Raw genomic sequence first — 12,607 nt, 5'->3', positions numbered from 1 at the left:
GCCATTTGGACAATGGTGATTTCCTGAGAGGAAATCACCCAGTGTTAGCGGGAGTTACTTACCAATACAGAAGCTCGAGAAGATCCTGCCCAGCAGATCGTCCGACGTAAACTCCCCGGTGATCTCGCTCAGGTTCTGCTGCGCCAGACGCAGCTCTTCCGCCAGCAGTTCACCTGCCCACGCCCCGATCAGCTGCGCTTTGCCCTGGTCAAGATGGCGTGCCGCCTCTTCCAGCGCCTGCAGGTGACGACGACGCGCCAGGAAACCGCCTTCCATGCTGGTATCAAAGCCCATGCTCTGCTTGAGATGGTTACGCAGATCGTCCACGCCTTCACCGGTACGCGCCGACAGGCGAATAAGTGAGTGACCATTCACATCGCTGATGCCCAGCGTTTCGCCGGTCACGTCTGCTTTGTTACGCACCACGGTGATTGGCAGTTTGGCTGGCAGACGAGCGATAAAGTCTGGCCAGATCTCCGCCGGGTCAACGGCGTTGGTCGTGGTGCCGTCCACCATAAACAGTACACGGTCAGCCTGCTCGATCTCCTGCCAGGCGCGTTCTATCCCGATGCGTTCAACTTCGTCGCTGGCATCGCGCAGGCCCGCGGTGTCGATAATGTGCAGCGGCATCCCGTCGATGTGGATATGCTCGCGCAGGACGTCGCGGGTGGTGCCGGCGATATCCGTCACGATGGCGGCTTCACGGCCCGCCAGGGCGTTCAGCAGGCTCGATTTCCCGGCGTTAGGGCGACCAGCAATCACCACCTTCATCCCTTCACGTAGCAGGCTGCCCTGGCGCGCTTCGGCGCGCACGGCGTCGAGATCGTTCATCACCTGGTTGAGCTGTGCTTCGATTTTACCGTCAGAAAGGAAGTCGATCTCCTCGTCCGGGAAGTCGATAGCCGCTTCGACGTAGATTCGCAGGTGAGTAAGTGCTTCCACAAGGTGATTCACGCGTGCGGAAAATGCGCCCTGCAACGAATTCAAAGCGGAGCGGGCCGCCTGTTCGGAACTGGCGTCGATCAGGTCAGCAATCGCCTCGGCCTGCGCCAGGTCGAGCTTATCGTTGAGGAAAGCACGCTCGGAGAACTCGCCCGGCTTCGCAATACGCAGGCCAGGCAGGGTCAGAATACGTTTTAACAGCAGGTCGAGGATAACCGGGCCGCCGTGACCCTGAAGCTCCAGCACGTCTTCGCCGGTAAAGGAGTTCGGGCCGGGGAACCACAGCGCAATGCCCTGGTCCAGCGGCGTGCCGTCGGCATCTTTAAACGGCAGGTAATCAGCGTAGCGTGGCTTTGGCAGTTTACCCAGCACCGCTTCAGCCACCTCGCGCGCCTTCAGGCCGGAGATACGCAGAATGCCTACACCACCGCGTCCCGGTGGGGTTGCCTGGGCGACGATAGTGTCGTTATGGCTCATGGTTGGTCTCGTTCAATACAAATAAAAAAGGCGGTCAATCGACCGCCCTTATTTTAGCGTTAACTTACCGAATCAGGACTTTTTCTTTTCGCGGCTATGCAGGCCACGTTTTTCCAGACCACGGTAAATCAGCTGCTGCTGGATGATGGTCACCAGGTTGCTGACGATATAGTACAGCACCAGACCTGACGGGAACCACAGGAAGAACACGGTGAAGATGACCGGCATAAAGGTCATGATCTTCTGCTGCATCGGGTCGGTCACGGTGGTCGGCGACATCTTCTGGATGAAGAACATCGTCACGCCCATCAGGATCGGCAGGATGTAGTACGGGTCCTGTGCGGACAGGTCATGGATCCACAGGGCGAACGGCGCATGGCGCAGCTCAACGGAACCCATCAGCATGTAGTACAGCGCAAGGAAGATTGGCATCTGAATCAGCAGCGGGAAGCAGCCACCCAGCGGGTTCACTTTCTCTGCTTTATACAGGGCCATCATCTCCTGGCTCTGACGCTGTTTGTCATCGCCCAGACGCTCACGCATCGCCTGAATCTTCGGCTGCAGCATGCGCATCTTCGCCATGGAGGTGTACTGCGCTTTAGTCAGCGGGTACATGATGCCACGAACGATGAAGGTGATAACGATGATGGAGAAGCCCCAGTTACCCAGGAAGCTGTGGATGAACTTCAGCAGCTTAAACAGCGGCTGAGAGATGAACCACAACCAGCCGTAATCAACGGTCAGATCCAGGTGCGGCGCAACGGCAGCCATTTTGTCCTGGATTTCCGGGCCGACCCACAGGGTGCTTGCCAGGTTACCGGTTTGACCCGGCTGAACCAGAACCGGCTGAGATTTGTAGCCGATAGCGGCAAGACCGTTACCCAGGTTCGCGGTATAGAAGTTGTTGCTACCGTCGTTATTTGGGATCCATGCCGTTGCGAAATACTGTTGCAGCATTGCTACCCAACCGCCTTTGGAGCTGACGTTCAGGTTTTCGTTATCGGCAATGGTATCGAATTTGTATTTCTCATACTTCGCGTCAGGCGTGGAGTATGCCGCGCCACGGAAGGTATGCAGCGCAAAGTTGCTGCTTCCGGTGTCACGGTGAGACGGCAGATTGATGGACTGCTTCAGCTGACCAAAGGTAGACAGTTCCAGCGGTTTCGCGCCGGTATTCTGTACGCTGTAGCCCACGTTCACCGCATACTCACCGCGTTTCAGGGTGAAGGTTTTGGTGAAGGTGTTGCCTGCCGCGTCGGTGTAGGTCATCGGGATAGCGATTTCATTCTGACCGTCAGCCAGTACGAAAGTATCTTTCTCGACGTTGTACAGTGGACGCGCACCGTTAGCCGGGTTATCCGGGCCATCACGACCGGTCAGGCCGCTCTGCGCCTGGTAGATAAACTCAGGCGTGGTTTCCAGTAACTGGAACGGTTCGGTAGACTTCAGCTCTTTCGGGTAGGTCAACAGCAGCGCCTGCTCTACATCACCACCACGGGTGTTGATAGTCAGCTCAAGCACATCGGTCTTAACCGTAATCTGTTTCCCCTGGCCACTGGCCGGTACGCCCTGATCGGCGGCGCTACCCGTTGCGGTGGTCGTAGTCTGCGTGGTCTGCTGCTGGGGTTGAGGATTTTTATCCTGCTCCCATGCCTGCCAGATCATGAAAGACACGAACAACAAAGCGATGATAAGAAGATTGCGTTGCGAATCCATCGTTAGTGTTCTCTGGTATCAAAGGGTCCTGGGGGGACGGGGTCGTCTCCACCGGGGTGTAAAGGGTGGCATTTTAATACGCGTTTCACCGTCAACCAACTGCCTTTTATCACTCCAAACCTGCGCAATGCCTCAATTCCGTAGCTTGAGCATGTTGGCGTGAAACGGCAGTGCGGCCCGAGTAGCGGACTAATCAGGCGTTGATAGACCCGAATGAGGGCTATCAGGACCCGTGAGCCAGGCGACAGTGGCGGCGCCATAATTTTTCCAACGCTTCCGAGAGAGCACGGTTATCGAGGTCGGCAACCCCTTTTTTAGCCACCACCACGAAATCCATTGAAGGCAGTTCGTGCTGACGTAAACGGAAGCTTTCACGCGTCAGACGTTTAATCCGGTTGCGTTCATGCGCTCGCTTAACGTTTTTCTTAGCGACTGTCAGACCGATGCGGGGATGCCCCAGCGAATTTTGGCGGCCGAGGATGGTGATTTGCGGCGTGCCAGCCCGTTGTGGCTGCTGGAAGACGAAAGTGAAATGAGTGGGAGTTAACAAACGTAACTCCCTGGGAAATGCTAGCTTAACCACTCAGGGGTTAGCTTTATTACTTGGAAACGGTCAGACGAGCGCGGCCTTTAGCACGACGACGTGCCAGAACCTGACGACCATTTTTAGTAGCCATACGAGCACGGAAGCCGTGAGAACGGTTGCGCTTCAGTACAGACGGTTGAAAAGTGCGTTTCATGGCGATTTCTACCTAAACTTGAATAAATTCACTGACTTTTGCGTATACCCGAACGAGTTTCGAACGACTAACGCCTCAGCGTGGGTGATTAAAGAGGCCGGATTGTAATAATTGTACACTCCGGAGTCAATTCTCTTTCCTTATTTCCCGCGTATTTCCGCACGATTTCGCGTGGAAAATGAGCAACGGACGACGCAGGAAGATGAGCATCACGCGCCGGGTCGAGGATTATACGGCCTCGCCAACAAAGCGCAAGGATCGTCCCGGATCTTCGTTAGATCATTTAAGCAAAAAATTGTCGCTGCTCATTAAATTTTCCAATATGCGGGCTAAATCGCGGGGCACTCGCGCCAGGATCGTTTACACTTACCCGGTTTCGGATCTTCCTGTGGATAAATCGGGAAGAATCTGTGAGAAACAGAAGATCTCTGGCTCAGTTTACGCTATGATCCGCGGTCCCGATCGGGATCCCAGGATCCTGGTCAGGATAAATTGCAGATAGCAATTCGCACGTCCCCCTTTACACAGGGTCATGTCGATGTGCGCCAACAATCATGAATATTCAATAGTTTTCTTTTATTGTTCGAGTGGAGTCCGCCGTGTCACTTTCGCTTTGGCAGCAGTGTCTTGCCCGATTGCAGGATGAGTTACCAGCCACAGAATTCAGTATGTGGATCCGCCCGTTGCAGGCGGAGCTGAGCGATAACACGCTGGCTTTGTATGCGCCAAACCGTTTTGTGCTCGATTGGGTAAGAGACAAGTACCTCAATAACATCAACGGCCTGCTGAACGATTTCTGCGGGTCAGATGTTCCACAGCTGCGTTTTGAAGTGGGCACAAAGCCGGTCACCCAAACCGTTCGTGAAACCGTGAACGTCACCGCGCCCGCTCAGGCTGTTCCGGCCCCGGCGCCTCGCGTCGCACCCGCTCGTCAGGGCTGGGATAACGTCCCTGCACCCGCAGAGCCGACCTACCGCTCTAACGTTAACGTGAAACACACGTTCGATAACTTCGTTGAAGGTAAGTCGAACCAGCTGGCGCGCGCGGCGGCCCGTCAGGTTGCCGATAACCCCGGCGGGGCCTACAACCCGCTGTTCCTGTATGGCGGCACGGGTCTCGGTAAAACCCACCTGCTGCATGCGGTGGGTAACGGCATTATGGCGCGCAAGCCCAACGCGAAAGTGGTGTATATGCACTCCGAGCGCTTCGTTCAGGACATGGTAAAAGCCCTGCAAAACAATGCGATCGAAGAGTTTAAACGCTACTACCGTTCCGTTGACGCGCTGCTGATCGATGACATCCAGTTCTTTGCTAATAAAGAACGATCGCAGGAAGAATTTTTCCACACCTTCAACGCCTTGCTGGAAGGTAATCAGCAGATCATTTTGACCTCGGATCGTTATCCAAAAGAGATCAACGGTGTTGAAGATCGTCTGAAATCCCGATTCGGCTGGGGCCTGACCGTGGCGATCGAGCCACCGGAGCTGGAAACCCGCGTCGCGATCCTGATGAAGAAAGCCGATGAGAACGACATCCGCCTGCCGGGTGAAGTGGCTTTCTTCATTGCCAAACGTCTGCGCTCCAACGTGCGTGAGCTGGAAGGGGCGCTGAACCGCGTTATCGCCAATGCCAACTTCACCGGTCGTGCGATCACCATCGATTTTGTGCGTGAAGCACTGCGTGATTTGTTGGCATTGCAGGAAAAACTGGTCACCATCGACAATATTCAAAAGACGGTGGCTGAGTACTACAAGATCAAAGTGGCAGATTTACTCTCTAAACGTCGTTCCCGCTCGGTGGCGCGTCCGCGTCAGATGGCGATGGCGCTGGCAAAGGAGTTAACCAACCACAGTCTGCCGGAAATCGGGGATGCGTTTGGTGGCCGTGACCATACGACCGTGCTGCACGCTTGTCGCAAGATTGAGCAGTTACGCGAAGAAAGCCACGACATAAAAGAAGATTTTTCCAATCTAATCAGAACATTATCATCGTGACGCTATGAAATTTACCGTTGAACGTGAACATTTATTAAAACCGCTGCAACAGGTGAGTGGCCCATTAGGCGGCCGCCCAACGCTGCCTATTCTCGGAAACCTGCTGCTTCAGGTCGCTGACGGTACGCTGTCGCTGACCGGTACAGATCTGGAAATGGAAATGATTGCACGCGTTACGCTGACTCAGCCGCACGACGCGGGCGCGACCACGGTTCCTGCACGTAAATTCTTTGACATCTGCCGCGGGCTGCCGGAAGGCGCTGAAATCGCCGTGCAGCTGGAGGGCGACCGCATGCTGGTGCGCTCTGGCCGCAGCCGTTTCTCGCTCTCCACGTTGCCCGCTGCGGACTTCCCGAACCTGGACGACTGGCAGAGTGAAGTTGAATTCACCCTGCCGCAGGCGACGATGAAGCGTCTGATTGAAGCCACGCAGTTCTCCATGGCGCATCAGGACGTTCGTTACTACTTAAACGGCATGCTGTTCGAAACCGAAGGTGAAGAGCTGCGTACCGTGGCCACCGACGGCCACCGTCTGGCGGTCTGTTCCATGCCGATTGGCGATTCACTGCCAAACCATTCGGTGATCGTGCCGCGTAAAGGCGTGATTGAACTGATGCGTATGCTCGACGGCGGTGACACGCCGCTGCGCGTGCAGATCGGCAGCAACAACATCCGCGCACACGTGGGCGATTTTGTCTTCACGTCTAAGCTGGTTGACGGTCGTTTCCCGGATTATCGCCGCGTATTGCCGAAGAACCCGGACAAAACGCTGGAAGCAGGCTGCGATAGCCTCAAGCAGGCCTTTGCCCGTGCCGCGATCCTCTCTAACGAGAAATTCCGCGGCGTGCGCCTGTACGTGAGTGAAAACCAGATCAAAATCACCGCTAACAACCCGGAGCAGGAAGAGGCAGAAGAAATTCTGGACGTCACCTACGCCGGAACCGAGATGGAAATCGGCTTTAACGTCAGCTACGTGCTGGATGTGCTTAATGCACTGAAGTGCGAGAACGTGCGCATTCTGCTGACCGACTCCGTATCGAGCGTACAGATTGAAGATGCCGCATCACAGTCGGCTGCTTATGTTGTCATGCCAATGAGACTGTAATGTCGCTCACCCGTCTGTTGATCCGCGACTTTCGCAATATCGAAAGCGCGGATCTCGCTTTATCCCCTGGCTTTAACTTCCTGGTTGGCGCGAACGGCAGCGGCAAAACCAGCGTGCTGGAAGCCATCTATACGCTCGGCCACGGCCGGGCGTTTCGCAGTTTGCAGATTGGTCGCGTGATTCGCCACGAGCAGGAATCTTTTGTTCTGCACGGGCGTTTGCAGGGCGCAGAGCGGGAAACCGCCATCGGCCTGACCAAAGACAAGCAGGGCGACAGCAAGGTGCGCATCGACGGCACCGATGGCCACAAGGTGGCGGAGCTGGCGCTGCTGATGCCGATGCAGCTGATTACGCCGGAGGGGTTTACTTTACTCAACGGTGGCCCCAAATACAGAAGAGCGTTCCTCGACTGGGGATGCTTTCACAACGAAGCCGGATTCTTTAACGCCTGGAGCAACCTGAAGCGCTTGCTCAAGCAGCGTAACGCCGCGTTGCGCCAGGTCACGCGCTACGCCCAGCTGCGCCCGTGGGATATGGAACTCATCCCCCTCGCGGAACAAATCAGCAACTGGCGTGCCGAATACAGCGCAGGCATCGCCGAAGACATGGCCGACACCTGCAAACAGTTTTTACCCGAGTTCTCTCTCACCTTCTCCTTCCAGCGCGGCTGGGAGAAAGATACGGATTATGCCGAGGTGTTAGAGAGAAGCTTCGAGCGCGATCGCATGTTGACCTACACCGCGCACGGCCCGCACAAGGCGGATTTCCGCATTCGTGCCGACGGTGCGCCGGTGGAAGACACGCTGTCGCGCGGGCAGCTCAAGCTACTGATGTGTGCGCTGCGCCTGGCACAGGGAGAGTTTCTCACCCGCGAGAGCGGAAGACGCTGCCTGTACCTGATAGATGATTTTGCCTCGGAACTTGATGACGCGCGTCGCGGGCTGCTTGCCAGCCGCTTAAAAGCTACGCAGTCGCAGGTTTTCGTCAGCGCTATTAGCGCTGAACACGTTATAGACATGTCGGACGAAAATTCGAAGATGTTTACCGTGGAAAAGGGTAAAATAACGGATTAACCCAAGTTGAAATGAGCGAGAAACGTTGATGTCGAATTCTTATGACTCCTCCAGTATCAAAGTCCTGAAAGGGCTGGATGCGGTGCGTAAGCGCCCGGGTATGTATATCGGCGACACGGATGACGGCACCGGTCTGCACCACATGGTATTCGAGGTGGTAGATAACGCTATCGACGAAGCGCTCGCGGGTCACTGTAAAGACATCGTGGTCACCATCCATGCGGACAACTCCGTCTCTGTTACCGATGATGGCCGTGGCATCCCAACCGGTATTCACCCGGAAGAGGGCGTCTCTGCTGCGGAAGTGATCATGACCGTGCTGCACGCAGGCGGTAAGTTCGATGATAACTCCTATAAAGTTTCCGGCGGCCTGCACGGCGTAGGCGTTTCCGTAGTAAACGCCCTGTCGCAGAAGCTGGAGCTGGTTATCCAGCGCGAAGGCAAAATTCACCGTCAGCTGTATACCCACGGCGTGCCGCAGGCACCGCTGGCCGTCACTGGCGATACCGACAAAACCGGTACCATGGTCCGTTTCTGGCCGAGCCTCGAAACCTTCACCAACGTCACCGAGTTCGAGTACGACATCCTGGCGAAGCGCCTGCGTGAACTGTCGTTCCTGAACTCCGGCGTGTCGATTCGTCTGCGCGACAAACGCGACAACAAAGAAGACCACTTCCACTACGAAGGTGGTATCAAGGCGTTCGTTGAGTATCTGAACAAGAACAAAACGCCAATTCACCCGAATATCTTCTACTTCTCCACCGAAAAAGACGGTATCGGCGTAGAAGTGGCGCTGCAGTGGAACGACGGTTTCCAGGAAAACATCTACTGCTTCACCAACAACATTCCACAGCGCGACGGCGGTACTCACCTTGCGGGCTTCCGCGCGGCGATGACCCGTACCCTGAACGCCTACATGGACAAAGAAGGCTACAGCAAAAAAGCGAAAGTCAGCGCCACCGGTGACGATGCCCGTGAAGGCCTGATTGCCGTGGTCTCCGTGAAGGTGCCGGATCCGAAGTTCTCCTCACAGACCAAAGACAAGCTGGTCTCTTCTGAGGTGAAATCTGCGGTTGAGCAGCAGATGAACGAACTGCTGAGCGAATACCTGCTGGAAAACCCGTCCGACGCGAAAATCGTTGTTGGCAAAATTATCGATGCGGCGCGTGCCCGTGAAGCGGCGCGTAAAGCGCGTGAAATGACCCGCCGTAAAGGCGCGCTGGACTTAGCTGGCCTGCCGGGCAAGCTGGCTGACTGTCAGGAACGCGACCCGGCGCTGTCCGAACTGTACCTCGTGGAAGGGGACTCCGCGGGCGGTTCTGCGAAGCAGGGCCGTAACCGCAAGAACCAGGCGATTCTGCCGCTGAAGGGTAAAATCCTCAACGTTGAGAAAGCGCGCTTCGACAAGATGCTCTCTTCTCAGGAAGTGGCGACGCTCATCACCGCGCTGGGCTGCGGCATTGGTCGCGATGAGTACAACCCGGACAAACTGCGCTATCACAGCATCATCATCATGACCGATGCGGACGTCGACGGCTCGCACATTCGTACGCTGCTGTTGACCTTCTTCTATCGTCAGATGCCTGAAATCGTTGAGCGTGGCCACGTCTACATTGCACAGCCGCCGCTGTACAAAGTGAAGAAAGGCAAGCAGGAACAGTACATTAAAGACGACGACGCGATGGATCAGTACCAAATCGCGATCGCCCTTGATGGTGCGACCCTGCACGCGAATTCGCACGCCCCTGCACTGGCCGGTGAACCGCTGGAGCGTCTGGTGTCCGAGTTTAACGCCACGCAGAAAATGATCACGCGTATGGAACGCCGTTATCCGAAAACGCTGCTGAAGGAGCTGGTCTATCAGCCAACCCTGACCGAAGCCGATCTGAGCAACGAGCAGACCGTGACCCGCTGGGTGAATACCCTGGTGAGCGAGCTGAACGAGAAAGAGCAGCACGGCAGCCAGTGGAAGTTCGACGTTCAGCAGAATGCGGCACAGCAGTTCGAACCGATTGTTCGCGTGCGTACTCACGGCGTCGACACTGACTACCCGCTGGAGCATGAATTCGTGACCGGCCCGGAATACCGCCGTATTTGCACGCTCGGCGAGAAGCTGCGCGGTCTGATCGAAGACGACGCGTTCATCGAACGTGGCGAGCGTCGTCAGCCGGTAGCCAGCTTCGAGCAGGCGCTGGACTGGCTGGTGAAAGAGTCCCGTCGCGGTCTGTCTATCCAGCGTTATAAAGGTCTGGGCGAAATGAACCCGGATCAGCTGTGGGAAACCACCATGGATCCGGAAAGCCGTCGCATGCTGCGCGTCACCGTGAAAGACGCGATTGCTGCGGACCAGCTGTTCACTACTCTGATGGGTGACGCGGTTGAACCGCGTCGTGCCTTCATCGAAGAGAACGCGCTGAAAGCGGCGAACATCGATATTTAATCGTCGTTATACCGCACGATAACTGGCCGCGCTTTTAGCGCGGCTTTTTTGTGGGCGCAGGCATATCCAGCGACATCACAGCCGGTAAACGGCTCGCCAGCGTATCTATCGCTATTCTTACCCTCAGCGGCAGATGAGGCGTAAGCTGCCAGACGGCATGAACGTTGAAGTGTACATCCGGCGCCTGCTTCAGGAGCGGGACGAGTTTTCCCTGATGAATTTCTTTGATGACCATCCAGCACGGCAACCATGCAATGCCGTGTCCGGCCAGTGCAGCGTCGCAAATAGCCTGCAAATCATCCATATTAAGCGACGAACGGGGAGTAAAGGTGCGAGACGTTCCTTCGTCATCCATCAGCTGCCAGGGCAACACCCTGCCCGCGCGCAGATAATTAATGGCCGTATGCTGGGGTAAATCATCCACGTTTTGCGGCTGGCCTTTCTTCTGCAGGTAATCCGGCGCGGCGCACAGCACCATGCGGTGTTCTCCAAGCTTTCTGGCCACCAGCACGCTGCTGTCCTGCAGCGTGCCGTTACGTACCGCCATATCAAACCCTTCCTCGACGAGATCCACCACGCGGTCGCTGAAAGACATTTCCAGTTCAAGCCCTGGGTGTTCCTGCGCCAGCGCTATCAGCAAGGGGGCGACGCACTGGCGACCAAACAGCACCGGCATGGCAACGCGCAGGCGGCCACTTACCTGCTGTTTCCCCGTTTCAAGCAGCGATTCCGCACCCCGAATCTCCTCCAGCGCGCGCAGGCAGCGTTCATAAAAAAGGGCGCCGTTATCGGTCAGCCTCTGGCTGCGGGTGGTGCGGTGAAAAAGACGCACTCCCAACCGCTGTTCAAGGCGAGCGATGCTTTTTCCTACCGCCGAGCGCGACAAATGCAGACGAATTGCGGCCTGAGCGAAACTTCCTGCCTCAACGGCGGCCACAAAAACAGGGATATCCTTCAGCGTATCGGTCATGGATTGTATCTATTCTGGCGTCAATGAAGAGAAAAATTATCGCCACTGGTGACCATACGTCAACGGTAGACTGTCAGTACAAAAGCTTATTTGATGGCAGGAGAAATAAGATGACACAGACAATGCAACGCTGGTCAATGAACGCCCTCGGGCGCGAGAACCTCAAACTCATTCAGGAACCTGTTCCACAGCCCGGCCCGGGTGAAATCCGCGTGCGGGTGAATGCCGTTGCGCTTAACTATCGCGATAAAATGGTTGTTGAAGGCACAATGCCGATCCCGCTTTCCTTCCCGTTTACCCCGGCGTCCGACATGGCGGGCGTGGTGGACAGCATTGGTGAAGGCGTTACGCGCTTCAAACCTGGCGCACGCGTCATCTCAACCTTCTTCCCGGAGTGGATCGACGGCAAGCCGCAGGCGGACGCGCGCAACTTGCCCTACAAAACGTCCGGTGGATACTTCCAGGGAATGCTGGCCGAGTATGTGATTGTGAAGGAAGACGCGCTGGTGGCCTCCCCGGAGACCCTGGATGACGCTGAAGCCAGCACGCTGCCCTGCGCAGGGCTTACCGCCTGGTTTGCGCTGGTGGAGCGCGGCCAGCTGCGTGCCGGGCAATCGGTGCTGGTGCAGGGGACAGGCGGCGTGGCGATATTCGCCCTGCAAATTGCAAAAGCGCACGGGGCAGAGGTGTTTGTCACCTCGGGGAGCGATGAGAAGCTGGCGCTCGCCAAAACGCTGGGGGCCAGCCACGGCATCAACCGGCTGAAAGGCGACTGGGCAGAAGATACGCTGGCGCTCACGCAGGATCGCGGCATCGACCATATTATTGAAACCGTGGGGGGCGAAAACCTGAGGCATTCCCTGCGCGCCGTTGCCGTTCACGGGCGTATCTCGGTGATTGGTGTGCTGGCCGGGACGGACATTTCGCTGCCTGCTGGCGAGTTGCTGCTGAAATCCCCCGTCATTCAGGGGATTGGCGTGGGGCACCGTCGGGCGCTGGAGGATTTTGTCCGCGCCGTGGATGTGACGGAGCTGAAACCCGTGATTGAACGCCGCTACCGCTTTGACGAGCTGGAACAGGCGTTTGAACACCTCGATCGCGGTGCGTTTGGTAAAATCGTTCTCACCCGCGAGTAAACCTTTGTTCCCGG

At 56.5% G+C, this 12,607-nt stretch carries 11 protein-coding genes; 5 read left to right on the top strand and 6 right to left on the bottom strand.

Translation table 11 applies throughout. From position 1 onward, the window contains the following. Positions 1-54 precede the first annotated feature (54 nt). The 5 genes from mnmE to rpmH all read right to left on the bottom strand — a co-directional run bounded on the left by mnmE (position 55) and on the right by rpmH (position 3,875). The gene (gene mnmE / locus ACWKXT_RS14065) at positions 55-1,419 is read right to left on the bottom strand and encodes a tRNA uridine-5-carboxymethylaminomethyl(34) synthesis GTPase MnmE (protein WP_215723139.1); all 1,365 of its coding nucleotides are present in this window, start codon (positions 1,417-1,419) and stop codon (positions 55-57) included. A gap of 72 nt (positions 1,420-1,491) precedes the next feature. Further along, complete coding sequence (yidC, locus tag ACWKXT_RS14060; RefSeq protein WP_454528131.1) at positions 1,492-3,135, bottom strand: membrane protein insertase YidC; 1,644 nt, start codon at positions 3,133-3,135, stop codon at positions 1,492-1,494. A 2-nt stretch (positions 3,136-3,137) separates the two neighbouring features. After that, on the bottom strand, positions 3,138-3,395 hold the full coding sequence (gene yidD, locus ACWKXT_RS14055; protein ID WP_001307474.1) for a membrane protein insertion efficiency factor YidD: 258 nt from the start codon (positions 3,393-3,395) through the stop codon (positions 3,138-3,140). Continuing rightward, positions 3,359-3,718, bottom strand: coding sequence for a ribonuclease P protein component (rnpA, locus tag ACWKXT_RS14050; protein ID WP_014072458.1), 360 nt, complete (start codon positions 3,716-3,718; stop codon positions 3,359-3,361). The genes yidD and rnpA overlap by 37 nt, the downstream gene beginning before the upstream one ends. A gap of 16 nt (positions 3,719-3,734) precedes the next feature. Beyond that, positions 3,735-3,875 (bottom strand): 50S ribosomal protein L34, encoded by a 141-nt coding sequence (gene rpmH / locus ACWKXT_RS14045; protein ID WP_000831330.1) that lies wholly within the window; start codon positions 3,873-3,875, stop codon positions 3,735-3,737. A gap of 599 nt (positions 3,876-4,474) precedes the next feature. Between rpmH and dnaA the strand changes: the two genes are divergently transcribed. The 4 genes from dnaA to gyrB are packed head-to-tail and all read left to right on the top strand — an operon-like array spanning position 4,475 to position 10,487. After that, entirely contained in the window at positions 4,475-5,869 is a 1,395-nt protein-coding gene (gene dnaA, locus ACWKXT_RS14040) for a chromosomal replication initiator protein DnaA (RefSeq protein ID WP_119916710.1), read from the top strand. Between the two features lie 4 nt (positions 5,870-5,873). After that, on the top strand, positions 5,874-6,974 hold the full coding sequence (gene dnaN, locus ACWKXT_RS14035) for a DNA polymerase III subunit beta (RefSeq protein ID WP_010426557.1): 1,101 nt from the start codon (positions 5,874-5,876) through the stop codon (positions 6,972-6,974). Beyond that, positions 6,974-8,047 carry a DNA replication/repair protein RecF gene (gene recF, locus ACWKXT_RS14030; RefSeq protein WP_454528132.1) on the top strand — a complete coding sequence of 358 codons (1,074 nt, stop codon included), beginning with the start codon at positions 6,974-6,976 and terminating at the stop codon, positions 8,045-8,047. The genes dnaN and recF overlap by 1 nt, the downstream gene beginning before the upstream one ends. 28 nt (positions 8,048-8,075) lie before the next feature. Continuing rightward, on the top strand, positions 8,076-10,487 hold the full coding sequence (gyrB, locus tag ACWKXT_RS14025) for a DNA topoisomerase (ATP-hydrolyzing) subunit B (protein ID WP_454528133.1): 2,412 nt from the start codon (positions 8,076-8,078) through the stop codon (positions 10,485-10,487). Between the two features lie 34 nt (positions 10,488-10,521). Here the strand turns inward: gyrB and ACWKXT_RS14020 are convergent, their stop codons facing one another. Further along, positions 10,522-11,457 (bottom strand): LysR family transcriptional regulator, encoded by a 936-nt coding sequence (locus tag ACWKXT_RS14020; protein ID WP_454532675.1) that lies wholly within the window; start codon positions 11,455-11,457, stop codon positions 10,522-10,524. Positions 11,458-11,567: 110 nt separating this feature from the next. On the opposite strand from ACWKXT_RS14020, the gene ACWKXT_RS14015 reads away from it, so the two are divergent. Next, a complete protein-coding gene (locus ACWKXT_RS14015; RefSeq protein ID WP_454532674.1) occupies positions 11,568-12,593 on the top strand; it encodes a zinc-dependent alcohol dehydrogenase family protein in 1,026 nt (341 codons plus the stop codon). The last annotated feature ends 14 nt before the right edge of the window (positions 12,594-12,607 follow it).

The organism is Enterobacter sp. UPMP701 (assembly GCF_053709515.1).
Note: the sequence above shows the minus strand (reverse complement) of the source record. Positions and strands in the feature narration are given on the sequence as shown.